At 68.3% G+C, this 25,251-nt stretch carries 24 protein-coding genes and 1 tRNA gene; 13 read left to right on the top strand and 12 right to left on the bottom strand.

What is annotated here, in order from left to right; genetic code table 11:
• Positions 1-4: 4 nt before the first annotated feature.
• From ACNS84_RS00375 to ACNS84_RS00355, 5 genes are all read right to left on the bottom strand, one after another.
• Complete coding sequence (locus ACNS84_RS00375; protein WP_435072870.1) at positions 5-1,168, bottom strand: signal peptidase I; 1,164 nt, start codon at positions 1,166-1,168, stop codon at positions 5-7.
• 177 nt (positions 1,169-1,345) lie between these two features.
• Positions 1,346-2,266 (bottom strand): hypothetical protein, encoded by a 921-nt coding sequence (locus ACNS84_RS00370; RefSeq protein ID WP_435072869.1) that lies wholly within the window; start codon positions 2,264-2,266, stop codon positions 1,346-1,348.
• A gap of 119 nt (positions 2,267-2,385) precedes the next feature.
• Positions 2,386-3,906: a CARDB domain-containing protein gene (locus ACNS84_RS00365; RefSeq protein WP_435072868.1), complete on the bottom strand. Its 1,521-nt coding sequence runs from the start codon at positions 3,904-3,906 to the stop codon at positions 2,386-2,388.
• A 359-nt stretch (positions 3,907-4,265) separates the two neighbouring features.
• Entirely contained in the window at positions 4,266-4,970 is a 705-nt protein-coding gene (locus tag ACNS84_RS00360; protein WP_435072867.1) for a hypothetical protein, read from the bottom strand.
• A gap of 654 nt (positions 4,971-5,624) precedes the next feature.
• Positions 5,625-6,158 (bottom strand): hypothetical protein, encoded by a 534-nt coding sequence (locus ACNS84_RS00355; protein WP_435072866.1) that lies wholly within the window; start codon positions 6,156-6,158, stop codon positions 5,625-5,627.
• 463 nt (positions 6,159-6,621) lie between these two features.
• Between ACNS84_RS00355 and ACNS84_RS00350 the strand changes: the two genes are divergently transcribed.
• From ACNS84_RS00350 to ACNS84_RS00340, 3 genes are all read left to right on the top strand, one after another.
• Positions 6,622-7,203, top strand: coding sequence for a DUF7344 domain-containing protein (locus ACNS84_RS00350; RefSeq protein ID WP_435072865.1), 582 nt, complete (start codon positions 6,622-6,624; stop codon positions 7,201-7,203).
• Between the two features lie 103 nt (positions 7,204-7,306).
• Positions 7,307-8,026, top strand: coding sequence for a hypothetical protein (locus tag ACNS84_RS00345; protein WP_435072864.1), 720 nt, complete (start codon positions 7,307-7,309; stop codon positions 8,024-8,026).
• A gap of 60 nt (positions 8,027-8,086) precedes the next feature.
• Positions 8,087-8,236 carry a DUF7550 family protein gene (locus tag ACNS84_RS00340; protein WP_435072863.1) on the top strand — a complete coding sequence of 50 codons (150 nt, stop codon included), beginning with the start codon at positions 8,087-8,089 and terminating at the stop codon, positions 8,234-8,236.
• Positions 8,237-8,290: 54 nt separating this feature from the next.
• Here the strand turns inward: ACNS84_RS00340 and ACNS84_RS00335 are convergent, their stop codons facing one another.
• The 3 genes from ACNS84_RS00335 to ACNS84_RS00325 form a co-directional block, all read right to left on the bottom strand.
• Entirely contained in the window at positions 8,291-9,421 is a 1,131-nt protein-coding gene (locus ACNS84_RS00335) for an ABC transporter ATP-binding protein (RefSeq protein WP_435072862.1), read from the bottom strand.
• A 126-nt stretch (positions 9,422-9,547) separates the two neighbouring features.
• Positions 9,548-11,791 carry a phosphoribosylformylglycinamidine synthase subunit PurL gene (purL, locus tag ACNS84_RS00330; RefSeq protein ID WP_435072861.1) on the bottom strand — a complete coding sequence of 748 codons (2,244 nt, stop codon included), beginning with the start codon at positions 11,789-11,791 and terminating at the stop codon, positions 9,548-9,550.
• A gap of 171 nt (positions 11,792-11,962) precedes the next feature.
• Positions 11,963-12,340: a hypothetical protein gene (locus ACNS84_RS00325; RefSeq protein ID WP_435072860.1), complete on the bottom strand. Its 378-nt coding sequence runs from the start codon at positions 12,338-12,340 to the stop codon at positions 11,963-11,965.
• Between the two features lie 179 nt (positions 12,341-12,519).
• On the opposite strand from ACNS84_RS00325, the gene ACNS84_RS00320 reads away from it, so the two are divergent.
• The 5 genes from ACNS84_RS00320 (at position 12,520) to ACNS84_RS00300 (ending at position 16,869) form a co-directional block, all read left to right on the top strand.
• Positions 12,520-13,554 carry a two-component system sensor histidine kinase NtrB gene (locus ACNS84_RS00320; protein WP_435072859.1) on the top strand — a complete coding sequence of 345 codons (1,035 nt, stop codon included), beginning with the start codon at positions 12,520-12,522 and terminating at the stop codon, positions 13,552-13,554.
• 61 nt (positions 13,555-13,615) lie between these two features.
• Positions 13,616-14,689, top strand: coding sequence for an MBL fold metallo-hydrolase (locus ACNS84_RS00315; RefSeq protein WP_435072857.1), 1,074 nt, complete (start codon positions 13,616-13,618; stop codon positions 14,687-14,689).
• A 205-nt stretch (positions 14,690-14,894) separates the two neighbouring features.
• A complete protein-coding gene (gene kdgK1, locus ACNS84_RS00310; RefSeq protein ID WP_435073768.1) occupies positions 14,895-15,821 on the top strand; it encodes a bifunctional 2-dehydro-3-deoxygluconokinase/2-dehydro-3-deoxygalactonokinase in 927 nt (308 codons plus the stop codon).
• 270 nt (positions 15,822-16,091) lie between these two features.
• Positions 16,092-16,640 (top strand): orotate phosphoribosyltransferase, encoded by a 549-nt coding sequence (pyrE, locus tag ACNS84_RS00305; protein WP_435072856.1) that lies wholly within the window; start codon positions 16,092-16,094, stop codon positions 16,638-16,640.
• A 144-nt stretch (positions 16,641-16,784) separates the two neighbouring features.
• Positions 16,785-16,869 (top strand) — tRNA-Ser (locus ACNS84_RS00300).
• Between the two features lie 114 nt (positions 16,870-16,983).
• Here ACNS84_RS00300 and ACNS84_RS00295 read toward each other — a convergent pair.
• Entirely contained in the window at positions 16,984-17,295 is a 312-nt protein-coding gene (locus ACNS84_RS00295) for a DUF8081 domain-containing protein (RefSeq protein ID WP_435072855.1), read from the bottom strand.
• Positions 17,296-17,442: 147 nt separating this feature from the next.
• On the opposite strand from ACNS84_RS00295, the gene ACNS84_RS00290 reads away from it, so the two are divergent.
• Complete coding sequence (locus ACNS84_RS00290) at positions 17,443-19,104, top strand: alpha-amylase family protein (protein ID WP_435072854.1); 1,662 nt, start codon at positions 17,443-17,445, stop codon at positions 19,102-19,104.
• A gap of 50 nt (positions 19,105-19,154) precedes the next feature.
• Here ACNS84_RS00290 and ACNS84_RS00285 read toward each other — a convergent pair whose 3' ends face one another.
• Positions 19,155-20,705 (bottom strand): (R)-citramalate synthase, encoded by a 1,551-nt coding sequence (locus ACNS84_RS00285; protein WP_435073767.1) that lies wholly within the window; start codon positions 20,703-20,705, stop codon positions 19,155-19,157.
• 332 nt (positions 20,706-21,037) lie between these two features.
• Between ACNS84_RS00285 and ACNS84_RS00280 the strand changes: the two genes are divergently transcribed.
• Positions 21,038-21,526, top strand: coding sequence for a cupin domain-containing protein (locus ACNS84_RS00280; protein WP_435072853.1), 489 nt, complete (start codon positions 21,038-21,040; stop codon positions 21,524-21,526).
• 6 nt (positions 21,527-21,532) lie between these two features.
• Here the strand turns inward: ACNS84_RS00280 and ACNS84_RS00275 are convergent, their stop codons facing one another.
• Both ACNS84_RS00275 and ACNS84_RS00270 read right to left on the bottom strand, forming a co-directional pair.
• Entirely contained in the window at positions 21,533-22,258 is a 726-nt protein-coding gene (locus tag ACNS84_RS00275; protein WP_435072852.1) for a hypothetical protein, read from the bottom strand.
• A 53-nt stretch (positions 22,259-22,311) separates the two neighbouring features.
• On the bottom strand, positions 22,312-22,980 hold the full coding sequence (locus ACNS84_RS00270) for a hypothetical protein (RefSeq protein ID WP_435072851.1): 669 nt from the start codon (positions 22,978-22,980) through the stop codon (positions 22,312-22,314).
• 175 nt (positions 22,981-23,155) lie between these two features.
• Here ACNS84_RS00270 and ACNS84_RS00265 point away from each other — a divergent pair, with 175 nt between their 5' ends.
• From ACNS84_RS00265 to ACNS84_RS00255, 3 genes are read left to right on the top strand one after another with little or no spacing between them, the layout of a single operon-like run.
• A complete protein-coding gene (locus ACNS84_RS00265) occupies positions 23,156-23,737 on the top strand; it encodes a biotin transporter BioY (RefSeq protein ID WP_435072850.1) in 582 nt (193 codons plus the stop codon).
• 48 nt (positions 23,738-23,785) lie between these two features.
• Entirely contained in the window at positions 23,786-24,538 is a 753-nt protein-coding gene (locus ACNS84_RS00260) for an energy-coupling factor ABC transporter ATP-binding protein (protein ID WP_435072849.1), read from the top strand.
• Positions 24,535-25,248, top strand: coding sequence for an energy-coupling factor transporter transmembrane component T family protein (locus ACNS84_RS00255; RefSeq protein ID WP_435072848.1), 714 nt, complete (start codon positions 24,535-24,537; stop codon positions 25,246-25,248). The genes ACNS84_RS00260 and ACNS84_RS00255 overlap by 4 nt, the downstream gene beginning before the upstream one ends.
• The last annotated feature ends 3 nt before the right edge of the window (positions 25,249-25,251 follow it).

Raw genomic sequence — 25,251 nt, 5'->3', positions numbered from 1 at the left:
TCGGTCACCTGTATAACTGGCGGAGGAGGCGGCGGTACAGCGGGGATTTCGTACGCGATTCGCGGGCGCGTATCCGAGCGGGCTCGCCGCGCAGGAGGACGAGCCCGAGGCCGACGATGCCGCCGCCGAGCAACCCGTTGATCGCGACGAGCGGCGCCCATGGATGGACGCCGTACAACTCGTCGATCACGCCGGGCGGGAGGACCGCGAGGTACCGGTGCTCGGCGACGAAGAGCCGATAGTAGCCGGTCTCTGTCGGAGCGCTGAGCGTCACCGTCGTCGACGCCTCGCCGCGGCTCCCGACCGTGAGCCGCTGGGGGTCGACCTCGACGCCTGGGCTCGCGGGAGTGACGTAGGCGTACACCGGTATCAGCCCGGCGTTGGGGATGACGTACACCAGCTCCTGGCTCGTGCCGCGCTCGATGACGGTGGGGTTCTCCGACTCGAACTCGGCGCTCACGATCCCGTACTCCTGCGTACCGGCCGGGACGACCATCGCCGCGGTCGCTGTCGCCATCAACACCAGCGCGAGCACGGCGACGATAGCGAACACGGAGGTCCCGTCGTCGCGTGAACGGTCGCGACTCCCGCGCGAATGCGAGTTCCGGTTCGCATACCAGTCGACCGCGTACGCGACCATCGAGAGCGCGAAGATGATGTACGCCAGCCCCTGCGTCCCCTGGAGCGACCGAAGCCCGAAGGTAACCGCGAGCCACGTCTGGGCCGACGCGATTTCGGACTGGACCGCCATGGCGACGGTGCCCAAGTGCGGGATCACTATCACGCTCCCGCCGACCGAGAGTGCGACCGCGACGATGTCGGCGTCCTGTACGATCGGCTCGCCGCCGTCCTGATCGGTAAAGGGGTTGTTGTCGCCGCGCGTGACGTACCCTCGCTCCGTCTCCTCGACGACCCGGTGCGTGGTCAGGCCGCCGCCCTCGATCTCTTGCGCGTCGAACGTCACCACGTCGCCGACGCCGACGTCGCCGGCGAGCGCCGTCGGAACCGCGACGAACCCGTCGCCCGGATCGAGGGTCGGCTGCATGCTCCCGGTCTCGACGAAGCTGAGCAGCAATGGCTGCCCGAGCAGCTGACCGGCGATCAGCGCGAGGACGACGAGGACGATCGCGATCTGCAGCGTTATCGAGAGGGCGCGTTTCGGGGACATTGGTGTGGGTCCGTGGCGGCGAACGCCTGTGTCACGTCGCGGCGGTGGTTCGGTGGCGGCCCGGCGCGTTACGACGATAATGAAATGTAATCAACACGTTATAAATCCGTGGTTCGGAGCAGGATGCGGTGGGGATTGGGCGACGCGTGTCGCGGGGTCGGTCGTCCCGCCGCGGGTTCACTCGTCGAACGCCCCGGTCGCGAGCATCGCGAACGGACCGATGAAGGCGAGGCAAAAGCCCAGCAGGTGGACGTAGAGGTTTACGACGCCGCCCTCGCCGGTGGGATCCGCCGGGAACCCAACGACGGGGTAGCCGACGACGAGGACTGCGCCGACGGCGAACAGGTCGCCCTCGCCCGGTCGCGAGACGATCGCTCGAAGCCCCTCGCGCGTGCTCTCGCGGAGGGGGAGCTCCGCGCTCGACGCGTAGAGGACGGCGAGGAGCGCGCCCGCGACTCCAATCGCGAGGCCGGCGAGCCCGATCCCGGTCGTCGAGACCGGGAGCGCGAGCAACACGATCCAGCCGACGAGCGCGAAGAAGACCGCCGGCAGCGCGCGGACCGAACCCTCCAACTGGAATCGCTTTCGGGCGTACGTCCCGAGCAGCAGCGGGAGCAACCCCGCGAGCGCCATGTTGATCCCGGAGAAGCCGAACCCGATCGCGTCCCGCGGGACGGCGAGATTTAGCGCCGAGAGGACGAACGGGAAAACCAGGAGGAACGTCGCCAGCGCGGTCAGGAAAAACCGACGCGAGTCCCCGAGGACCGCGACCGTGTAGCCGACGCCGGAAAGGAGACAGTACCCCGCGACGTTGCCAGCGAGATGCCCCACGTCGAGATGGACGTAGTGGGCGGTGAACGCGGTCGTCGCGGTCGGGTCCGCGTACGCGAACGCGAGCGACCGCCGAGTCGACTCTGGGAGCGCGAAGACCGCGATTAGGACCGCGGGCACCGCGAGGAAGACGAAGAGATCGACCGCACGGACGCTTGCGACCAACTCCCGGCGGAGGGCGAGATCCGACCGCCGGTCGACATTGGCGACGAGATCCGACCCGTCGCATCCGGCACGATCGCACTCGTCGGTCGGAGACGCCGTCACGGGCGGCACCTCGACGACCAGCGATTAAGAACTGTCGGCGCGCGTCTCGATCGCGAGAATCGGCGAGCGGCGGTCGCGTAGTCGAGAGGGGGGGGACCGCCTTCGAGCGCCGCGGCACGTCACGGGCGGGGTATCCGGCGGAACAGGGCGAGCCCGGCCACGACGATGAGGAGGGCGGCGAGCAGTCCGCCGAACTTCACGAAGTCGACACCGCCGGGCTCCTCTGTGGGCCCGGGATCCGCCTCGCCGGTGTCGGCGGATCCGCCCGCCTCCGCGGACCCGCTCCCGCCGTCGCCCGCTGGGTCACCGACGATCAGGATACCGACCGGCGACCCGTCGACCGCGAGCTCGTAGGCGCCCTCGGTCCCGAAGCTCTCCTCGAACTCGATCGTCGCCGTCTCGTTCGGCGCGAGCGCCACCGTCTCGTTCGCGACCGGCTGGCCGTCGGCGGTTAGCGTGACCACGCGCTCGCTCGGCTCGCTGCCCCCGTTCCGCAGGGTCGTCCGGACGGTCGCCGCCTCGCCGGGATCGATCGTCTCCGGCGCGACGGTCGCCTCGGTCACGTCGAACCGGGGCGCGCGCGTCGCGACCGCGAACGTCGAGAACTCTTCGGTCGTCACGCGGAAGTGGACGCTGTCCTCAGGCAGGTCCATGAGCCGGACGACCTCGGGATCGATGACTTCGACCGGCTTCTCCTCCCAGTCGCCCGCGTCCGTCTGCCGGTAGAACGTCACGTCCGCGGGATCGGTTCCAGTCGCGTTCAGGTGGTCCCAGTCCGCGCTGAACCGGATCGTCATCTGACCGACCGCGTCGGGCGCGAAGTCGTAGTCGAGCGCGAGGTACGCCATCGACCGCGGCGTCGTCGGCGCCTGCAGCGCGCTCGCGCTCTCGAAGGGAGTCGAACTCCCCGTGGCGTCCAGTTCGACGCGCTCGTTCCGGACGCTCTCGAGGTCGATCCGCTCGAGCGTGACGTCGGCGCCGGCGAGATGCATCCCGTCCGCCCGGAATCGGAGTGTGTCTCCCTGACCGATCCCGCTCCCGACGAACGCGCGGCGGTCCGCACTCGGCGAGGTGACGGTGACGGTCGGGCCGCCGCCCGTCTGTCCGTTCTCGTCGCCCATCGTGCGCACGTCGTCCGGATCCGAGATATTCGCCTCGATCGAGAACTGATCGGCGCCGAGCCGGGTTCCGGCGGCCGCGTTCCGCGTGTCGAGCGCGAGGCCGACCGTGACGCTCTCGTTCGACGCGAGCGTGACGTTGTTCGCCTCGCTCTCGATCGATTCGCCGTCGGCGACGAAGGTGACGGACTCGTTCGGGTAGCCGATCCACACGTGGGCGTACCGCTCGCCCGTGTACGTGATCGTGAACACGCCGTCTATCGTGCCGGTCGATCCGACGTTCACGCCCTCAAACGAGGGGTCCTTGATGTTTGGGTTCGACGCCGAGACGTCGATCGCGATCTCGTCGTCATCATTTAAGTAGGCGTACTTCCCGTTCGGGCCGTCGGTCGGCTGGATCGCGAGATCCTCATCAACGATGTCGGCCGGGCCGTCGACCACCGCCGCGCCCGTGGCGAAGAGCAGCGAGCCCGCGGCTACGAGGAGAAGGGCGAAGACGAGAGGTCGATGGGCGTTTATCATGATGAACGCTTGATTCTCCTCACACTCCGGGGTGTTGTTGGGTTAATGAGTGCCCCATCATATTGTATTGACACACCAGAAGCACTTCTGGGGGATCTTGAAACGAAAGGGCGCTCGATGTTGTCGGTGGAGGGCCATCGGGCCCAGGTGCGTCCGAGCACCGAGTCGAGATCGTCACGTCCGGCTCCACGGTGGCGCCGTTCACGGTCCCATCGTCTGTGATGGTACTCGCGTCGGAGATGTCGAAGGTCCCGATCTCCGCGGCAGCGGCTCCGACCGAGATGGCTGCGCCCCCGAGGGCGACAGCACCAGCCGCACCGACTCAAGCCGCCGCCTTGATAACGTCTCGTCGCTGCATCTCAGTTCTCTTGGTTCTCTTGGTTCTCGCCGTCGAGCGAAGTGCCACCAGAGACACCAGTGTCCGTGGTGACCGGCTCGTTGTTCACGCTAACGGAAACCGTACCGCTATCCTCGATGGCTCCGGGGGGCGTGATGGCCGTCTGACCGTAGTCTCGCGGGCTCTCCGGCACGAGGCCGAACTGGATGTAGAACTCGACGTCCGTCACCTTCGGAGTGTCATCCTGCGTGCCGTCCGTGAAGCGATCGGCGCCGTAGTACGTCCACGTATAGTCGAAGTCTCCGTCGGCCTTGTCGAAGTCCGTGGTCAGCTGCTCGTTGTTCTGCGGAAGGCAGTTGAACGGACCCAGATTCCAGGTGCCCGTACCAGCGTGGCTGTCGAGACCTTCGTAGTCGGACACGGGGTAGCGCTTGCTGAACAGGTTCGTATTCACGTTGTACGGCGCGTCCTCCGGCGTCACGATGCCGAACTGGACGATGATCTTGTGAACCTCCGTGTCGATCCCGTCGTACTCCAGACTGACTTCCGGCGACACGGTAAACTCCGTGATGGTCCCGTCGTCAGTTGTGATGCTGGAATCCGAGATGTCGAACGTCCCGATCTCCGCCGCCGCTGCGCTACCAGACGTCGCGAGAACACCCGCACCGGCTGCACTTGCTGTTACTCCGATACCGCCGACCGTTTTGAGTAGGCTGCGTCGTTCCATAGTTCAGTATGCACACGACCCGCGTCCAGCATGACCGCGACGACGCGGAATCGCTTCGTTAGTGACATAGAGACTACACATTATCGTAATGAGCGTGCTGAAACATCTCAAGGAGAGGGTGAAGAGTGGGCGAGCGCGTTCCGACGAAGCCGGAATCCGGGTTGCTTCGTTCAAGCCAAGTCTGAGATCATTCTACCACCATCTAGTTGGCTCATAATCAGCAAACTTGTCCGGGATATCGCGTTGGGAAGCGGGATGGGGTGTAAAATGAAGATCGGTTTTAACGCCTAAGCAGACACCGGACCGGTGGGCCGAGCGACGGACAGACGGTCAGCGTATCAGATGACGACTCGGTCGAGCTCGTCGTTCAGAGAGGCGTATGTGCCGTTCAGATCATCAATCAACTGGAGCCGGAGTCAGTCATTCAGGAGGGTGTCTGCTGGACCGTCGATCACCACCGCGTACGAGGATCGAGATCAGAGTGATGCGAACAGGAGTCGGACTCGTTGCACAAGAGCGCTCAAAGAGCGACCCGTACGTCCGCCTCTTCACCTGAGTCTCGGATGAAGTGTGATCTGTCAGAGTAGGATAAAGCGGTAGTCGGCGAACGAAAGACGAACTGTCTAGCTGTGGAGCACGTAGATAGGCAGGTGGTTACTGCGGGTGATCGTGCGCGTAGATGGTCAGGTCTGCATTCGACTCGCCGTTCCCCCCGGCACCGTCAGTCGTGTCCACCTCGGCGTCGATGGTCATGCTGTTTCCGGAGTAGAGGTACGACGTGGCCTGAACGGACGGCAGCATGAACGTCACCGTCGCGTCGTCGAGCACGACGGTCGCTTCCTGCTCGTATTTCTCTTCATCGGGGGCGAAGTCGACCCGAACGCCTTCCGATCCCTGGTTCGTGACCGTGATAATCTCCTCAACGGTCGTAACAGCGGACTCGTTGAACCCGTCTCCAATGAGCTCGTCGGGAGAACCGAGATCGATCGTCAGCTCGCCCTCGGTCGTGTCGTCGCTCACGTACTCGTCGTCCCCTGAAAGTCCGAGGTACGCGTTCGCGTCGCCTGCCGTGTCGACGGACACCTGACGATTCGCCTCAACACTCGAGAACGCGCCCGTACCCATTGCAGCTGCACTACCCGTAGCCAATGCGCCCAGCCCGGCGATGAACTTGCGTCGGTTTGTCATTGTTGTTGACCTCGTGTTGACCGCACGCGACCCGCGGCCGCCGACGCGAGACACCCCGCGTCACCCTGGGTCGCTCTACATCACCCATGGAGCCTATGCCATATCGTTATGATTTTGCAGAAACAGTTCCGGGCGGGACTGAACGCGTCAGCAGTCGCTTCCGGTTGGACCCGAACGCTGGCCAACCCTTTCAGACCGTGTCTGAGACTCGTTCGAAGCGCATTCACGTCGGCCTCGAACTGCCAGCGGTCGTCGGCAACGAGCAGTTTGAATGTGATATGGCTGATGAATGGTGAACTACATATTGGTGTAGTACTCTCCAAAAGACCGGAATGCGGGTTTAGAGGCGGTAATACGGCAAAACAACAGGTGCACAACACAGACAGTGTGCTGAAATAGAAAGTTTGTTTGGATATCATAACCGCGGGGTTTATGTTGGTCTACTCATGTGTGTCTGACAAGAATGGCGTTGGCACAGCAGATAGAGGAAGAAGGATCGGAACCGACAACGGAGGTGTCCGAAGACGAACTCTTCGACGTGTTGTCGAACCAGCGTCGGCGGTTCGCGGTGCATCTGCTGAAACGCGAGGCGGACGACTCCGTCGCGATCGGTGAGATGGCCGAGCAGATCGCTGCGTGGGAGAACGACATCGACACGGCCGAGATCACGGGCAAGGAGCGCAAGCGCGTCTACACCGCGCTTCAACAGTCTCACCTACCGAAGATGGACGACGTCGGCGTCGTCGAGTTCAACAAGGCCCGCGGCGTGATCGAGCCGACGCCAGCACTGCAGAACGTCGACCTCTACATGGACGTCGTCGAGGGGAGAGAGATCCCGTGGAGCACCTACTACCTGGGACTGTCCGGAGTCACCGTCGCGCTCACGGGCGCGGTGTGGCTCGAAGCGTGGCCGTTCGTCCTCCTGCCCGACATGGCGTGGACGGTCGCGATCGTCGTGGCGTTCGCCTTCTCCGCGATCACGCACAAGTACTACACCGCGGAGATGAAGGTCGGCGAATCCGAGGACCCTCCCGGACTAACGTAGGGGACGCGGTTTCAGGTGGTGCCTTCCACGGTTCCGGCGCCGTATAACCTTAGGGTCGGAACGCGTCGTGTCGAACAGACGGAGAGCGGGTCCCCCACCATAGATGAAACGACGACACCTCATCCTGTTGCTCGGCGGTGCGAGTTCCGGTGCGATGAGCGTCGGCACCGGCGCGTTCACCAGCGCCGAGGCCGGCCGCAGCGTGGCGGTGAACGTCGTCGACGACGAGGACGCGTACCTCGGCCTCGACGTCGAAAACGAAACCGGGGTCATCGGGCGGCCGGCCGAGGTCGTGGCGATCACGAACAGCTTCGCCGCCGATCTCTCCCTCGACGTGTCCGTCGAGGAGACGAACGAGGTGGTGGAGGGCGTCGCCGTGGGTGACGAGAGCCCCGACGAGTCCTTCTCGCTGGAGCTCAGTCCGGGAGAAGGCGAGTTGATCTCGGTCACCTGCGGGCGGCTCGGGGAGGCGTCGTTCACCCTACGGTTCGACGGGGAGACCGACCGAGCGTCGGTGGAGAAAACGCGGACGTTCGACGCGGTTCACTGTCGCGTGAGCGGCGTCGAATTCAACGGGCGAAACGGCAGCGCCGTGGTCGCGGGCGAGTTCACAGAGTTGGACGTTCGAATCGTGTTCGAGAGCGGAACAACGGTCGACCGCACGATTTCGTCGAATCCGAACGGGCGGGTGCTACACCCGAGAGAGAGCGGTAACGGAGGACGAGATTCGATCGAGCAGGTCGTCATCGGGAGCGTGGTCTACGAGCGCCCCGAGACGCCGTCGAACGGAGCGGGGAATGAGTCCGGAAGCGACGGCGATTAACCCGGCCGCCGCCGCGTGAGTTCAGATGGCCTTATGTGTCCCCCGTACTCACCCGCACGTATGGACGACCACTCTCACGAGCCCGATCCGAACGAACGCGTGACCTCTCCGATGCAGGAGTTCGGCAGCCGCGAGGTCGGCATCGGCGCGGCCGTCACCCTCATCGGCCTGCTAATCGCGTACGTCATTCCCTTCCTGTTCAGCTTCTGAGCGGCGACGCCCGTCGCCGACAGTGCAACGAAGAAACCGCCGACAGCGACTCGCTTACCGCGGGTACCAGGCGAGCGGGTGGTCCGCAGTGAGCTCTAGGCTGACCGGTTCGTCGAGGTCGAACTCCTCGACGTGGTTGTGGAGGCAGTGGACGACGTCGCCGGACTCCAGTTCGACCCGGTAGACGAAGGAGGGGCCGACGTACTGCCGCGAGACGATGACGCCGTCCGCCAGTTCGGGGCTCGCGGGCGTGGCCCGGAGGTCGTCCGGCCGGACGAGTACGTCGACGGGCGTCCCGTCGTAGACGGTGTCGTACCCCTCCAGCGTGACGGCGTCGAACCGACCGATTCCGGTCTCGACCTTCCCCTCGCGGAGGTTCCCCTCGAGGAACGACGCTCGGCCGAGGAACGAGGCCACGAACTTCGACTCGGGCCGCTCGAAGACGGCCTCGGGACGGCCGACCTGTTCGATCTTCCCTTCGTTCATCACGGCGACGCGGTCGGAGATAGAGAGCGCCTCCTCCTGGTCGTGCGTGACGGAAACGGCGGTGACGCCGGCCTGCTTCAAAATGCGACGCACCTCCTCGCGCATCTCCACGCGGAGCCGAACGTCGAGGTTCGAGAAGGGTTCGTCCAGCAGGAGCACCTCGGGTTCGGGCGCCAGCGACCGCGCGAGTGCGACGCGTTGTTTCTGCCCGCCTGAGAGCTGATCGGGCGTCTTCTCGCCGTGTTCGGGCATGTTGACGAGGTCGAGCAGCTCGTCGACGCGGGCTGCGGTCGCCGTCTCGTCGGCGTCGGAGAGCCCGAAGGCGATGTTCTCACGGACGGTGAGGTGCGGGAACAGCGCGAAGTTCTGGAAGACGATACCGACGTCGCGCTGCTCGGGCGGGACGAGGGCGCCGTCGCCGGCGACGGTCTCGCCGCCGAGGGTGATCTCCCCCTCGGTCGGCTCCTCCAAGCCGGCGATGGTCCGGAGCGTCGTCGTCTTCCCGCAGCCGGAAGGACCGAGGAACGTGAGAAGCTCGCCCGGTTCGACGTCGAGAGAGACGCCGTCGACGGCGGTCTCGGGACCGAACTCTTTGGTCACGTCCGACAGCGACAACACGGGGTCGGGAGTCGGGTCCGCGGGCGACCCGCTCTCCGTCCCGCTCGACCGTCTCGTGCCGGCTGATTGCGTTTGAGCCATCGGTATGTTGGGTGCCGGAACGGCCGGCGGTCCGTAACTGCCCCAACCTATTTTAGGAACACCTAAAAGCATATCGCTCGCTTTCGCGCGCCGACAATCGCGACCCGCCGGGACCTCGCCGGGTCGTCAGGCCAGTTCGCGCTCGATCACGCCGCGGAGGTCGCGGATCGCGTCGGCGTCGAGGGCGGTCGACTCGTCACCGACCGAGAGCGAGAGCGTCCCGTCCGTCGTCACGTCGCCGAGCCGGTGAACGGGGAGGCCGTCCGCGGCCTCGGCGACGCCCTCGGGATCGGTCGTCTGGACGACGAGGCGGCCGGGCGTCTCGTCGAACGCCGCGACGCGGTCGGGGAGGCTCACGTCGGCGCCGGCCGCGTCGGTCACCAGTTCGGCGAGCGTGACCGCGAGCCCGCCGTCGCTCACGTCGTGGGTCGCGAGCGTCGACTCGTGGCGCGCGACCGCCGCGAGCGACGAGACGAGGTCGGCGAAGTCGGCGGACGCAGCGGCGTCCGGCAGGTCGGGGAACCGGTCGGAGCCGCCAGCCTGCGCGAGGTACTCGGAGCCGCCGAGCGCGTCACCGCCGGCGCCGATAAGGAGGAGTTCGGAGTCGGCGGCTCGCTCGGCGTCGAGCGCGGCCGGCGGCGCATCGTAGCCGCGCTTCGTCCCGATCAGCGCGAGCGTGGGCGTCGGCGGGATCGGTCCCTCGACGCTGTCGTTGTACAGCGAGACGTTGCCGCCGACCACGGGGGTGTCGAGGGCGGCGCAGGCGTCTGCGAGCCCGTCGACGATTCCCTTGAAGCCGCCGTACACGTCCGGCTTCTCCGGGTTGCCGCCGTTGAGGCAGTCGACCGCGGCGAGCGGGACGGCGCCCTTCGCGGCGAGGTTGGTCGCGTTCTCCAGTGCGACGGCGCGGGCCCCCTCGTACGGGGCGGTCGACGTCCAGTTCGGGTTCGCGCCCGAGGAGAGCGCGAGACCGACGCCCTGTTCGGCGGGGTCGAGCGCGGCGGAGTCGTTCTCCGCCGTTTCCCGGATCGCCATGATCGCGGCGTCGTCGCCGGGCTTCATCGCCGTGCGGGCGCCGACCTCGTGATCGTACTGCCGGTACACCCAGCGCTTGCTCGCGGTCGACGGGGCCGAGACGACCGCCTCGACGGCGTCGGCGAGCGCGGGCGTCGGATCCGGGAGGTCGCGATCGGGCTGTACGGGCGCCTCACTCGGGAGGTCGTTCATCGGCGCGCCGTCGGCGAGGTACTCGGCGTCGACGTCGACGACCGCCTCGGACTCCCCGCCGTCGCCGGCGAACTCACAGACGTAGTTCCCGTCGGTCACCTCGCCGATGACGGAACAGCCGAGGTCGAAGCGGTCGGCGAGCGCGGCGACGCGGTCGACGTCGTCGGGAGCGACCTCGTAACACATGCGTTCCTGGCTCTCGGCGAGCAGGATCTCGGTCGCGTTCATGTTCGGCTCGCGCTGGTGAACGCGGTCGAGGTCGATGCGGGCGCCGAGCCCTCCCTTCGCGACGAGTTCGGAGGAGGCGCCGCCGAGTCCGGCCGCGCCGAGGTCGCGGGCCGATAGGACCAGATTCTCGTCGACGAGCGCCTCGTTGCACTCGATCAGGCGCTTCTCAGCGTAGGGGTCGCCGACCTGCACCGCGGGGCGGTCCTCCGTCTCGGCGTCCTCGGCGAGGTCCTCGGAGGCGAACGACGCGCCGCCGAGCCCGTCGCGTCCGGTTGCGTTCCCGACGAGGACGAGTTTGTTGCCGGGTTCCTTGGCCGTCGCCGTCACGAGCCGGTCCTCGTTCGTGAGCCCGACGCAGGCGACGTTGACGAGGGGGTTCCCCTCGTAGCCACCGTGGAAGGCGACGCTGCCGCCGACCGTGGGGACGCCGATGCAGTTGCCGTAGTGGGAGATACCCTCGACGACGCCCTCGAAGAGGTACCGCGAGCGCTCGCGGTCGAAGCCGCCGAAATACAGCGAGTCGAGCAGGGCGACGGGGTACGCACCCATGCTCATCGTGTCGCGGACGATACCGCCGACGCCCGTGGCGGCCCCGTCGAAGGGGTCGACGAAGGAGGGGTGGTTGTGGCTCTCGACGCCGAAGGTGACGTACTGGTCGCCGTAGTCGTCGGCGTCGCGGTCGGCCGCGGGGGCGTCCGCGGCGTCCGGCTCTGGGAGTGCGAGGACGGCGGCGTCGTCGCCGGGACCGACGACGACCTGGTCGCCCTCGCTCTCGAACGCCGACAGCAGGGGTCGCGAGGAGCGGTACGCGCAGTGCTCGCTCCAGAGGTTCTCGAACAGGGCGGCCTCGGCCGTCGTCGGGTCCCGACCGAGCTCGGCGACCACGAGCTCACGGTCCGGTTCGGGCAGACTCATTCACTTACGTGGTTATCGAGCCCGTTCTAATGCTTTTCTATGTGCACGTTCGTGTGTTTCTCGGCGGCGAGCATGACCGCGCGGGGTACGGTCGCTCGCCGGGTCGTGACCGCATTCGTCTACCGGGAACGATTGAGACGCGGTCGCGCGGCCGCGCGAACGACGGACCGTTTATAAGAGGACGAGCGAGGCACCGTACGTGACGGTCGCGCCGAGAACGCCGGCGGCGAGCGACTTCGCGTTCAGCCGAACTGCACGCTTCCGGTCGGCCGCCAGCGCCGCCTCGTCGAGGATCTGATTGGTCCCGTCGCCGACGTCGAACACACCGATACCCGCGAAGCCGACGCAGAACCGCTCGCGGTACTGGACGTAGCCAATCGCGGCGCCGTACAGCGGGAACACCGAGGCGAGCAGCGTCCAGCGCGGCCAGCCGACGGCGACGACGGCGGCGACGAGGACGACCGCGACGAGAAGCGAGCCGAGTCCGAGGAGGAGTCGTCGTCGCCGTTGAGCCGGTCCGATGTTGCAGACGCCGGGTTGGTATTCCATGAACCTCGCTGGGCGTGCCGCGACGAAAACGCACCGGATCCTCGCGGGAAATCGAGAGCAGTCGAGAGCAGTCGAGAGAAATCGAGAACGGGAGCGGCCGTGAGACGATCGCACGAACGGACGAGGGTGACGCCCATTTATTAGATATCGGGTGAAACGATAGCACACGAAGAGTCACCATGGGTAAATCACGTCGGGGACCAGAGACACGCAGGTACAAGACGATTCTCGAGTCCCTCGACGACGCCGTCTACGCCGTGACTACCGACGGAACCATCGCGTACGTCAACGAACGCTACGCGGACATGAAGGGGATGAGCCAAGCGGAACTGATCGGAACGGACATCTACGACTTGGTGACCGAGGAAACCGCCGAGAAGGCGAGAGAGCAGCGCCGAGTGATGGCGGACGGAGAGCAGATAACCGGCGTCGTCGAGTACGATTTTCTCACCGTGGACGGTGACCGGTTCCCGGTGGAGATGCGATTCAATCGCCTCCCGGACGACGAGCGTGGAGACGACGCGTCGGAACTCGACCGCGTCGGTGTCATCCGGGACGTCAGCGAGCAACGACGGCGCGAGGAAGCTCTCAAGGAGAAGAACGAACGGCTCGAAGAGTTTACGGGGATCGTCTCGCACGACCTGCGGAACCCCCTCAGCGTCGCCGAAGGGCGGCTGGAACTTGCCCGCGAGGAGTGCGACTCCGAGCACCTTGATGCCGTCGCCGACGCCCACGAGCGAATGGAGACACTCATCGACGACCTCCTGACGCTCGCTCGGGACGGCGACGAGATCGAAGGGGCGGAACGAGTCCCGCTCCGCGAACTGGTCGAGGCGTGCTGGGCGGGCGTCGAGACCGCGGCGGCCTCGCTCCGGGTGGAGACGGACCGTGTGGTGTACGCCGACCGGAGCCGACTCAGACAGGTGTTCGAGAACCTCGTTCGGAATGCGATCGAACACGGAGGCGAGGACGTGATGGTCACCGTCGGCGACGTCACCGGCGGATTCTACGTCGTCGACGACGGGCCGGGGATCCCGAAGTCCGACCGCGAGTCCGTGTTCGAGCCGGGGTTCACGACGAACGACGACGGGACCGGCTTCGGCCTGGAGATAATCGATGCCGTCGCGTCGGCACACGGCTGGGACGTACGCGTCACCGGCCCTGCGGGCGGAGGCGCCCGCTTCGAGTTCACCGGCGTCGACGTGCTCGACTGACGCGTCCTCGCTCGATGTCCGCGGTGGTAACCCTGAAAAGGCCTGCCGACGACGGAACGGTGTGAACCGAATCCAGCTCGGCAACACCGTGTTCGAGGGTGAAAACGACGTTTACGTGCTCGACGGCGAGACGACCGCGCTGGTCGACACCGGCGTCGCGCTCCCGGACGTGCGTGCCGATCTGGAGGCGGGGCTCGCCGAGCGGGGCATCGCGTTCGCCGACGTCGACGAGGTCGTCTTGACCCACTGGCATCCCGACCACGCGGGACTGGCAGGCGAGATACAGGCCGAGAGCGGCGCCGACGTGTTCGTCCACGAGGCCGACGCGCCCCTCGTCGACGGCGCGTCGCTGCCGCTCGCGATGGACCCCGACCTCCAGCGCGAGACGTTCGAGCGGTGGGGACTCCCCGAGGCGGACCAGCAGCGCCTGCGCGACTTCTTCGATGCGGTGAGCAGCGGGCTGAGCGGTCGTCCCGCGGACGTGACGACGGTCGCCGACGGCGACGTGATCGACGCCGGCGGCGTCGCGCTGGATGCCGTCCACCTGCCGGGCCACACCGCCGGGCTCACCGGGTTCGCGTTCGACCCGCGCGAGGTCCCGGACCACGAGCCGGTCGGCCGGGCGGCTGGACGAGCGCCGCGAGAGGCGTCAACCGACCCCGAGGAGCTGTTCACCGGCGACGCCCTCCTCCCGAAGTACACGCCGAACGTCGGCGGCGCGGACGTCCGGGTCGACGCGCCGCTCGCATCGTACGCCCGGAGTCTCGCGCGGATCGTCGAGCGCGATTTCGACGCGGGCCATCCGGGCCACCGCGAGCGGATCGACGATCCGAGCCGGCGGGCCGCGACGATCCTCGACCATCACCGCCACCGGACGCGGCGCGTGCTCGACGTCCTCGCCGACGACGGCCCCGCGACGGCGTGGGAGGTGTCGGCCGCGCTGTTCGGCGACCTCGTCGACATCCACGTGCTCCACGGACCGGGCGAGGCGTTCGCCCACCTCGACCACCTCGCGGACGCAGGGGTCGTCGAGCGCGACGGCACCGACTACCGACTCGTCGACACGGACCCCGACGTGAACGCGCTGTTCCCGTCGACGCCCCTCGACGACGTCGTGGACGGGTCGTCCGACTGACTCGCCCGCGGACGGGTCGGACTGTGGGCCGGCGCGCGAAGCGCGACGCCCGTACCGGCGATCGCCTGCCCTTTTGTACGCTCCCGTCAACGGGCCGGTATGCACACCACAGCGACTGCGGCGACCGCGGTGCCGAGCGCGGCGCCGAGCGCGACGGCGACGGGGGGCGGTCGGCGTGACTGACCTCGTGACGTTCGGCGAGACGATGCTCCGACTCTCGCCGCCGCGCGGGGACCGCCTGGAGACCGCCCAGACCTTCGAGGTGCAGGCCGGCGGCGCGGAGAGCAACGTCGCGGTCGGTGCGGCACGGCTCGGCGCGGACGCCGTCTGGCTCTCCAAACTCCCGGAGTCGCCGCTCGGCCGGCGAGTCGTCAGCGAACTGCGGAGCCACGGCGTCCGGACCGGCGTCTCGTGGGCCGACCCCGAGTCGAGCCGCGTCGGGACCTACTACCTCGAGCACGGCGGCGAGCCGCGCGGAACGACCGTGCTCTACGACCGCGCCGACGCCGCGATCACGACCGTCGAGCCGGGGGAGCTGCCGACCGCCGCGCTGGAATCGGCGGACCGCTTCCACACGACCGGTATCACCCCGGCGCTCTCGGATCGGGCCGCGGAGACGACGACCGCGCTCCTTCGCGCCGCGGGCGAGGCCGGCGCGACGCGCTCGTTCGACCTGAACTACCGGGCGAAGCTCTGGGAGCCGGAGGTCGCGCGCGAGGCGTACGAGACGCTGTTCACGCATATCGACACGCTGTTCGTCCCGCAGCGGGACGCCCGCGAGGTTCTGGGGCGCGAGGGCGACGCCGTCGAGATCGCGCACGGGCTCGCCTCCGAATTCGAGTTCGACACCGTGATCGTCACCCGCGGGACCGAGGGGGCGGTGGCCCTGCGGAACGGCTCGGTGTACAAGCAGGACGTCTTCGACGCGGAGACGTTCGACGCGATCGGTACCGGTGACGCCTTCGTCGCGGGGTACCTCGCGAAGCGGATCGAGGGCGGCGGCGTCGCCGAGGGACTGGAGTGGGCCGCCGCGGCCGCCGCGCTGAAGCGGACCATCGGCGGCGACGTCGCCGTGATCACCCCCGAGGACGTGGCCGGCGTCGTCGACGGCGGGGCCGGGATCGACAGGTAGGAACCGGCCGACAGCTACCGGGTCACCCCCCGCAGCAGAATCCAGCATACGTCGCGTGTCTCGCGCGAACTATCGGAGAGCGAAACGTGGCGAAAACGGTTATGAATCCGCTACGGAACGTATCTACATGACTGGAGCATCCGAACGCAACTGCCGCTTCGCGGTGAGGTGACGGGCGGGAGACTCTGCCAGTGGGAACCCGTCAGGAGCGAGCGGCCGTTGGCGCCGCGTTCCGACCCGTTTATGGTCGCCGGCCCTCCCCCTCAGAGTATGACCGACGACGAGCGACGGAGCGAGCTCATCGCCGCGCTGCGGGCGGCCGACGCCGTCCGATTCGGCGAGTTCGAACTCTCACACGGTGGCACCAGCGACTACTACGTCGACAAGTACCTGTTCGAGACCGACCCCGACGCGCTGACGCTCGTGAGCGAGGCGTTCGCGGCCCGGCTCGCGGACACGGACGCGAAGCTCGCCGGCGTCGCGCTCGGCGCGGTCCCGCTCGTGGCCGTGACGGCCGCTGAGATGGGGCGTCCGTACGTCATCGCGCGCAAGCAGACGAAGGAGTACGGCACCGGCAACCGCATCGAGGGGCGGCTCGACGAGGGCGAGGAGGTCGTCGTGTTGGAGGATATCGCTACGACCGGCCAGTCCGCCGTCGACGCCGTCGAGGCGCTTCGGGAGGCGGGCGCGACCGTGAATCGCGTGCTCGTCGTCGTGGATCGCGAGGAGGGCGCCGCGGACCTGCTCGCCGACCACGACGTGGAGCTGGAATCGCTGCTGACAGCGACGGAGCTGCTGGCGGAGCGGGACGAGGCGTAGGGCGACGGGGACGTCGGGCTCCGGTGCGCGTCAGTGCTCCGCCGTCTCGACCGTCGGCACCGCGACGCGTTCCGAGTCGCCGTCGGAGAGGTCACCGGCGGCGATCGAAACGCATAACAGCGGAACCGGCCAACCCGAAAGTGAGCCGAGGTAGCCTAGCCTGGCCAAGGCGGTAGATTCGAAATCTACTGTCCATTCGGACACCGGAGTTCAAATCTCCGCCTCGGCGCTTCTCTCCGACGCCGCACCGCAGAGCGACGGGGCTTGCCGTCGAGGAGTACCGCGACGACATCGTCGAGGAGTGACGGGACCGCACGCCTGACCGCCCGCAGACCGAAGCGACCTACGGCTCTCCGCCGAGCGACTCCTGTTCGGACGCCGGATCGCCGCGCAGTCGACGCCGCCGCTTGTCGTACGCCGCCTCCAACTTCGCGTTCGTCGCCCGGGAGACGAGGTAGTAGTCGACGTCGGCGTCGTCGCGGGGATGCGCGCTCGCGACCCAGACGTGACCGTCCCCCGTCGAGAGGTCTGCCGCCCAGCGCTCCGCGGCCGCACGACTCTCGAAGGCGTGGCGAGGGCCGTCCTCGAACACGAGTCGGCCCACCTTCGCGTTGCGCTTACGCGCCGATGGTTTCACCGCGACGGTGACGCTCACGGCCGACGTTGGAACGTCATCGCTTAAAAACCTCGTCAGACGCGGCTGTCAGAAGGAGTTCGGAGGCCTCGTCGGTCGCTCAAACCAACCGACCCCGCCGCCGGACGAACCGCAAGAAACCAACCCCCCGGTTCCGTACGCAGACGCATGAGCGACTCGGCGTGGTACGAGGACGCGACGATCTATTCGTTAGACATCAAGACCTTCAGCGACGCAGACGGCGACGGATGGGGCGACTTCCGAGGGGCCATCGAACGGCTCGATTACCTCGACGAACTCGGCGTCGACGCCCTCTGGGTCCGCCCCTTCTACCCGAGTCCACTCCGCGACAACGGGTACGACGTGGCCGACTACTACGGCGTCGACGACCGACTGGGGAGCCTCGACGACTTCCGCGAGTTCGCCGACGGGGCACACGAGCGCGGGATTCGGATCATCACCGACCTCGTGTTCAATCACACCTCGAACGAGCACGAGTGGTTCCGGCGCGCCCGCGAGGACCCCGAATCGAAGTACCACGACTACTACCTGTGGACGAGTCATCTGGAGGACGCCCACCAGCGCGGCAACATCTTCCCCGAGTACGAGGACGGCGTCTGGTCGTACGACGAGGTGGCCGGCAAGCACTACTTCCACCAGTTCTACGGCCACCAGCCCGACCTCAACGTCGCCAACCCCGCCGTGCGCGAGGAGCTGTACGACGTGCTCCGGTTCTGGCTCGGTCAGGGCGCCGACGGCTTCCGGATCGACGCCGCCCATCCGATGCTGATGTCGAAGGGCCACAACGCGACCACCCTCGACGAGACCGACCTCGGGGAGTCCATCGAACTGTTCAAAGAGATGCGGCGAGTCGTCGAGGCCGAACAGGACGACGCGGTGCTCCTGGCCGAGGCGGACGACGAGCCGGAGCACCTCGACTACTACTTCGGCGACGGCGAGGCGTTCCACCTCCAGTTCAACTTCGTGATGAACGCCCACCTCACGTACGCGGTCGGCGTGAAGGACACGTGGCCGCTCCAGCGCGCCGAGGAGGTCCTACCGGATGTCTCCGAAGTTGGCGGGTGGGTGAACTTCCTGCGGAACCACGACGAGTGGAACCTGTTGAAGCTCCCCGAGGAGGCGTTCGAGCACGCCCGCGAGTACTTCGGCGACGATGACGGCGACTCGTGGATCTTCGAGCGCGGCCACCGTCTCCGACTGGCGGACCTGTACGGCGGCGACCACGACCGGATCGCCGTCGCCCACAGCCTCCTCTTCTCGCTGCCCGGCTCCGTCGCGCTCCAGTCCGGCGACGAGATCGGGATGGGCTCGGACCTCTCCCTGCCGGAACGAGAGGCCGTCCGCACCCCGATGCAGTGGGACGACTCCGAGAACGGCGGCTTCTCGACGGCCGCCCCCGAGGACTGCTACAACCCCGTGATCGACGAGGGCGAGTACGCCTACGATCGCGTCAACGTCGCCGCACAGCGCGGCGACTCCGGATCGCTGCTCTCCCGAGTCGAGGCGCTCGTCGCGGCCCGTGACGCCTGCCCGGAGATCGCCCGCGGCGGCTACCGCGCGCTCGACACCGACCGCAAGGATACACGGGTTCACCGGTTCGACGGAGAGACGGCGGACGGAACCGAGACCGTCCTGCTCTGCGCGCACAACCTCGCGGACGAGTACCGCGAGGAGATCGTCGGGTTCGACGTCGACCCGGACACCGTGGAGCACGTCGTCGGCGACGGCGAGCACTACGTCGCGTCGGGCGGCGTCACGTTCAAACTCGACGCCTGCGACTACGTGTGGCTGCGCGGCGAGAAACAGTAACGGCTCTGAAGAGTGGAGAAGGCGTCTGAGCGGCGCGATGTCGGTCGCCCTCAGTCGTCCGCGAGCGAGGCCACGTCCGGAACCGATCCGTCCTCGGCGGCGGCCGAGAGCAGGCGGTCGAGCCCGTCGACCATCGCGACGACGCTGGCGCGCGTGATGTCCGCGTCGGTCGACGACACCGAGACCGAGCGGTCGCCGCGCGAGAGGTCGACCTCGACGGTGACGACCGCGTCGGTGCCGCCCGTGATCGCGTCCACGTGGTACGAGTCCAGATCGAAGGAGACGCCCTCACCGGCGGCGTCGCCGGCCAGCGCGGCCCGCACGGCTTCGAGGCCGGCGTCGACGGGACCCGCGCCCGTGCCGGAGGCGACCCGTTCCTCGTCGCCGACGCGGAGGCGAACCGACGCCGTCGGGAGGTTCCCCCCGGAGGTTGCCGAGAGGTCGACGAGTTCGACGCGGCGGTCGCGCTCGCGCCCCTGCACGTCCTCCGTGATCGCGAGCAGGTCGGCGTCGGTGACGCGTTTCCCGCGGTCACCGAGTTCCTTCACGCGGCTCACGACCGCGCTCAACTCGTCGGCGTCGACCGCGACGTCGTGCTCGGCGAGCGCGGCCTTCACCCCGGCACGGCCCGCGTGTTTGCCGAGGACGAGTCGCCGCTCGCGGCCCACCGTCTCCGGCGGGTACGGCTCGTACATGGTGCCGTCCTTGAGCGTGCCGTCGGTGTGGATGCCCGACTCGTGAGCGAAGGCGTTGGCGCCGCAGACCGCCTTGTTCGGCGGGAGAGCGACGCCGGTGGCCTCGCTCACGACCCGGCAGAGCCGGTAGAGCCGCTCCAGTTCGACCGTGTCGATGTCGTACGAGCGGGCGAGCGCCACTGCGACCTCTTCGAGGGCGACGTTGCCGGCCCGTTCGCCGACGCCCATCACGGTGCCGTGGACGGTGTCGGCGCCCGCCTTCAGCCCGGCGTGGACGTTCGCCACGCCGAAGCCGAGGTCGTCGTGCGTGTGGAGGCTCGTCGGGCCGAGGTCGGCCAGTCGGGAGACGACCTCGGCGGTTCGCTCCGGGTCGGCCGCGCCGACGGTGTCGCAGTAGCAGATTCGGTCCGCGCCGGCGTCGAGGCCGGCACCGAGCAGGCGTTCGAGGTAATCGAGGTCGGCGCGGGAGCCGTCCTCGCCGAGCACCTCGACCCACAGGCCGTGGTCTTTCGCGTACTCGACCAGTTCGACCGTCTGTTCGACTACCTCGTCGCGCGTCGAGCCGACTTTCGTCTCGACGTGTTTGTCCGAGGCGGGGACGACGAGATTGATCCCGTCGACGCCGCAGTCGAGCGCGTGGTCGACGTCGACTTTGACGCCGCGGGCGAAGCTCGTCACGGTCGCGTCGAGCCCCTCGTCGGCGACCCGGCTGATCCCCTCGCGCTCGCCCTCGGACGTGCACGCCGAGCCAGCCTCGATCAGGTGCATGCCGGCCGCGTCGAGTTCGCGGGCGACGTCGACCTTCTCGGCCGGCGTCAGCGAGACGCCGGGCATCTGTTCGCCGTCGCGCAGGGTGGTGTCTAACAGCTGTACCTCGTCGAGTGTGGTGAGTGGTGTTCGGGTCAAAAGATGGTCTGTCGGCTCTGCGGTGGGTTCGGGGGCGGTGCCGCCGCGGGGCGGTCGCGCCCCGGAGTCACTATCGTCGGAGAATTTCACGGCCAGCCGCCGCGAGGCGACTTCCTCTATCCTCCGAACGACCGCGATCATCGCGTGTCATTCGTGTCCGTGCGAAGGACGCACGCACATATAAACGGACGGGTCGCGACAGCAATAGCCAACGGATCGTCGGTGAGAGGTGCGATTCAGTGAGGAACCGTCGGCCGGGCTCGACGTCGGTCACTCCCAAGAACGTCCGGCTCGCCGATAGGATTACGCACGCGGGCCGAGAGCGGGGCACCGTGAAGCGAGTCGCCATCGACGACGTCGACGTCGTCACGAACCCCATGGAGGTCCACGACGTGCGCAAGCCCGTCTCGCGCGCGCTCGGCACCGAGCACGTCGCGATGAACTACTTCGAACTCGCGCCCGGCGACGAGTTCGCCGGTGGAGTCCACGCGCACGGCGATCAAGAAGAGGTGTTCTACGTCCTCGCCGGGACCGTCACCTTCGAGGTCGGCCGGGAGCGCGAGCGCGTCGACGTCGCGGCCGGCGAACTGATCCGGTTCGCGCCCGGGGAGTTCCAGTCCGGCTTCGTCCGCGAGGACGCCGACGAGAGGGTCGTCGCGTGGGCGTTCGGCGCGCCCGGCGCGCGCCACGACTGGGACCAACTCGAGACGCTGATCGACTGCCGGAGCTGCGGCGAAGAGCACCCGCACGCGACGGAGCTGACGGACGAGGGGCGGTTCCGGTTCACCTGCACCGAGTGCGGGACGTCGTTTTCGCCGTGAGGGCGGTCAGCCGAGCAGCGACCGGAACGACCGGCGACCCGCGCCGCACGTCTCGCGGTAGTCGCAGGCCGAACACCGGTCGTCGTCGACACGCGAGGGCGGCCCGTCGATCGCTCGGGCGGCACGGAGCGCCCGGCGGTAGGCGGCCTTGTTCCGGGTCGTGAGCCGCACCTCCCGGACGGCGCCGACGCTGGGGTACTCGACCAGCGCGCGCGGGATTTCGCGCTCGCGCTCCCACGCGACCGCCTTCGCGACGGCGACGGCCCGCACCGACTGCGGCTCCCAGACGCCGTTCTCGGGGGGTTCGCCCGGCGAGATGATCGCGGGAACCGGCGGGTCCGTAGCGGTGGTGGACTCGCTGTCGGCGTCCGCGGCGTTCTCGTCCGCGTCGCCCCCGTCGTTCGCGTCGTCGCCGCCGGCGAGCACCTTGTGAACCGTTCCGTGGCAGTCCTTCCCCGAGACGAACGCGCGCTCGCGGACGGGGTCGGCGAGCCGGTCGTAGTCGTCGCGTTCGCGAAGCCGGTCGAGGTTCCGGCGGTACGCCGCGGGGGAGCGACGGATCGGGAGCCGTCGGAGCGTCGCGTCCGGCGCGTCGACGAGCGCGGGATACCTGAAGGCGAGGTCGATCCGAGCACGGGCGTCCGGCGGGACCGCTCGGTCGTCCTCGCGGCGGGCGTAGTAGAGCTGTCGCGGGCAGTAGGCCGCGCGGGCCACGTCGCTGAACGGGATCACGGGAGGGGTGGGCGCGGTTCCGCTGATAAAGTCTCGGGCGGTGGGTGCGGTATTTATAAGGAAACGTCCGTCTCGATGTCCTCGGTCGCTTCCTTCAGCCCGTCCTCGCGGGCGGTCTCGGCGTGGTTACCCTCGATGTCGGCGTCGGTGAGGAGGTCGCGGAACTCGTCGCGGAAGCGATCGTTCGCCCGCGTGGAGGTCAGGTCGACGCGGGCGACGCGGGCGTACTTCGCAACGGTGTCGGGGTCCGCATCGAGCGCCTCCGCGCAGTCGACGATGGAGCGGCCCTCGGCGGTCAGCGACTTCAGGTCCGCGTACTCGAACGGCGCGTCTTCGACCTGGCGGTCGGCCTCCCGCACGAGGTGGAGGTCGAACCGGGCAGAGCGCACGGTGTCGGCGTCGACGGCGACCGGCTCCGGGCCGTCGGTGTCGTCGCCCCCGTAGTCCGCGTCGTCGCCGGCCGTAAGTGCGGCCGCGATGGCCGCGTCGTCGTCCAGGTCGAATCGTGCCCGGGCGATCCGGGCGTAGGTCGCGTCGTCGAGGGCGGTCGAGAAGTCGTAGCGCTCTCGCATCGCGGCGATCAGTTCGCGGAGGCGTTCCCGGACGGCCGCCTCGTCGCGGTCGGTGAGGGTTCCGGGGGACTCCGCCTGTCGCTCGGTGACCGTGTCGGACCCGGTGGTCTCGACGAAGATGTCGCGGAGCTCGGCGGTCTTCTCGTCCATAGACTGAGGTGTACGCGTTCCCGATAGAAAAGCTTCGCGGCCGATTCCGGTGGTCTCGGGGTCGGTGTCAGCGGAATCACCCGGCGAGAGTCACGCCCACGCGACCGGTGGCGACGCTCGCCGCCCCGAGTCGTCAACCAGTATTTTGAAGTCGGTTTACGAGCGTGTCGGAGCTATGGCAGCCAGCACTGAGTCGGTCGAACTCGTCGGCGACGAGGCCGCGACGAACCTCGCTCGCGCGGCGCTGTTCGCCGCACTCGTCGGCGCGTTCGCGTACGTGACGTTTCCCAATCCGGTCTCGCCCGTCTCGGTGACGCTGCAGGTGCTCGGCGTCTTTCTCGCCGGTATCTACCTCGGACCGGTGTGGGGCGCCGGCTCGCTCGTGCTCTACCTCGCCGCGGGCGCGCTCGGCGCGCCGGTGTTCCAAGGCGGCACCGCGGGCGTCGGCGCGCTCGTCGGGCAGTCGGCGGGCTACCTCTGGTCGTACCCGCTCGCCGCCGCCGCGGTCGGCGCCGTCGTTCACCGCGGCGCGACGCCCCGTGACCTCGACGGGGTCGGGGTCCCGACGCTCGTGGGCGCGATGGCGCTCGGCACCGCGATCATCTACGGGTTCGGGGTCGCCGTGCTGGCGCTGGTGCTCTCGCTTGGGCCGGTCGAGGCGGTGACCGTCGGCGCCGTGGCGTTCCTCCCCGCGGAGGCCCTGAAGGTCGCCGCCGCGGTCGGTATCGTGCGTTCAGACGCGGTCGCGGCCGCGTGAGGTGAGCACCGTGACAGCGCCCGCGGTGACTAACGCGGCGGTGACGCCGTGATCGACGTCGACGGCGTCACGTGTCGGTACGGAGACGGGCCGCGCGACGGCGCGGAAGTCACCGCCGTCGACGACGTCTCCCTCGCGATCTCCGACGGCGAGTTTCTGGTGATCGCGGGCGCGAACGGCTCCGGGAAGACGACGCTCGTCCGGACGTTCAACGGCCTCTCAACGCCGTATTCGGGCGCGGTCGCGGTGAACGGGACCCGGGTCGAGGACGACCTCGTGGCAGCCCGGACCGCGATAGGCATGGTGTTCCAAGACCCGCGCGATCAACTTGTCGCGGCGACCGTCGGCGCCGACGTCGCGTTCGGCCCGGAGAACCTCGGGCTCTCGCACGACGAGATCGACCGCCGAGTCGCGGCGGCGCTCGACGCCGTGAACATGACGGGCCGCGAGGACGACCGGATCGCGTCGCTGTCGGGCGGCGAGCGAGAGCGCGTCGCCATCGCCGGCGCGCTGGCGATGGAGCCGGACCACCTCGTGTTAGACGAGCCGTTCACCGGGCTCGACGAGCCGGCCCGGCGATCGGTCGTGGAGCGTCTCCGCGCGCTCCACCGTGGGGGAACGAGCGTGGTCGTCGTCACCCACGACCTCCGCGACGTGCTCGGGATGGCCGACCGCGTGGTCGGCCTGGCGGACGGACGGATCGCGGTCGACGACGCCCCGGAGGCGGCGCTCGCGACGCTCCCGAAACTCAACGTGCGCGTCCCAGAAGGCGCGCGCGGAGACGGCGCGGTCGACTCGTGACGCTCTCGTACATCCCCGGCGACTCGCTCGCGCACCGACTCGATCCGCGGTCGAAGCTCCTCGTGCAGGTCGGGTTCGCGGCCGCGGCGTACGCGTACACGACGCCCCGTGGCCTCGCGGCGCTCACCCTCCTCGCAGTCGGGTGCCTGCGGCTCGCCGGCGGCGGCGCCCGCGACGTGTGGACCTATCGGTTCGCGCTGCCGGTGCTCGCGCTCGCGCCGCTCGTCGCCGGCGCGACGCTCGGCGCGCCGTGGTTTCGACCCGACCGTGCCGCGACGACGGGACTCGCGAGCTACCGGGTGGTCCTCATCCTCGTCGTCGCCGCGGGGTACGTCCGATCGACGCCGGTGCGAGAGTCACGCGCGGCGCTCCAGCACACGGTACCCGGCAGGGCGGGGCAGTTCCTCGGTGCTGGCGTCGCGCTCGTCTTTCGCTTCCTGCCGCTGTTGCGGCGGGACCTGCTGACGACGCGGGCGGCGATCCACGCCCGCGGGGGCGACGCGCTTCCCGTCCGTGAACAAATGCGGCTCGTCGCCGTCGCGGGGATCAACAGGGCGTTCGAGCGAGCGGACCGGCTCGGGACCGCGATGAACGCGCGCTGTTTCGCGTGGAATCCGACGCTCCCCCGACTCGCGCTCGGACGGGCCGACGGGGTCGCACTCGCGCTCGGGAGCGGGCTGCTGGCGGCGGCGCTGGCGACCGCTCTCTGAGCG

The sequence above is a fragment of the Halorubrum wangae genome (assembly GCF_051194135.1).
GTDB lineage: Archaea > Halobacteriota > Halobacteria > Halobacteriales > Haloferacaceae > Halorubrum.
This window is presented reverse-complemented; position numbering and strand designations above follow the sequence as displayed.

Coding starts and splice junctions, on each gene's coding strand:
- purL (WP_435072861.1), bottom strand. CDS start 11,791: ATGAGTCTGCCCGAACCGGACCGTGAGCTCGTGGTCGCCGAGCTCGGT.
- ACNS84_RS00365 (WP_435072868.1), bottom strand. CDS start 3,906: ATGATAAACGCCCATCGACCTCTCGTCTTCGCCCTTCTCCTCGTAGCC.
- ACNS84_RS00325 (WP_435072860.1), bottom strand. CDS start 12,340: ATGGAATACCAACCCGGCGTCTGCAACATCGGACCGGCTCAACGGCGA.
- ACNS84_RS00375 (WP_435072870.1), bottom strand. CDS start 1,168: ATGTCCCCGAAACGCGCCCTCTCGATAACGCTGCAGATCGCGATCGTC.
- ACNS84_RS00345 (WP_435072864.1), top strand. CDS start 7,307: ATGAAACGACGACACCTCATCCTGTTGCTCGGCGGTGCGAGTTCCGGT.
- pyrE (WP_435072856.1), top strand. CDS start 16,092: ATGACCGACGACGAGCGACGGAGCGAGCTCATCGCCGCGCTGCGGGCG.
- ACNS84_RS00350 (WP_435072865.1), top strand. CDS start 6,622: ATGGCGTTGGCACAGCAGATAGAGGAAGAAGGATCGGAACCGACAACG.
- ACNS84_RS00265 (WP_435072850.1), top strand. CDS start 23,156: ATGGCAGCCAGCACTGAGTCGGTCGAACTCGTCGGCGACGAGGCCGCG.
- ACNS84_RS00290 (WP_435072854.1), top strand. CDS start 17,443: ATGAGCGACTCGGCGTGGTACGAGGACGCGACGATCTATTCGTTAGAC.
- ACNS84_RS00335 (WP_435072862.1), bottom strand. CDS start 9,421: ATGGCTCAAACGCAATCAGCCGGCACGAGACGGTCGAGCGGGACGGAG.
- ACNS84_RS00270 (WP_435072851.1), bottom strand. CDS start 22,980: ATGGACGAGAAGACCGCCGAGCTCCGCGACATCTTCGTCGAGACCACC.
- ACNS84_RS00320 (WP_435072859.1), top strand. CDS start 12,520: ATGGGTAAATCACGTCGGGGACCAGAGACACGCAGGTACAAGACGATT.
- ACNS84_RS00340 (WP_435072863.1), top strand. CDS start 8,087: ATGGACGACCACTCTCACGAGCCCGATCCGAACGAACGCGTGACCTCT.
- kdgK1 (WP_435073768.1), top strand. CDS start 14,895: ATGCTCCGACTCTCGCCGCCGCGCGGGGACCGCCTGGAGACCGCCCAG.
- ACNS84_RS00355 (WP_435072866.1), bottom strand. CDS start 6,158: ATGACAAACCGACGCAAGTTCATCGCCGGGCTGGGCGCATTGGCTACG.
- ACNS84_RS00360 (WP_435072867.1), bottom strand. CDS start 4,970: ATGGAACGACGCAGCCTACTCAAAACGGTCGGCGGTATCGGAGTAACA.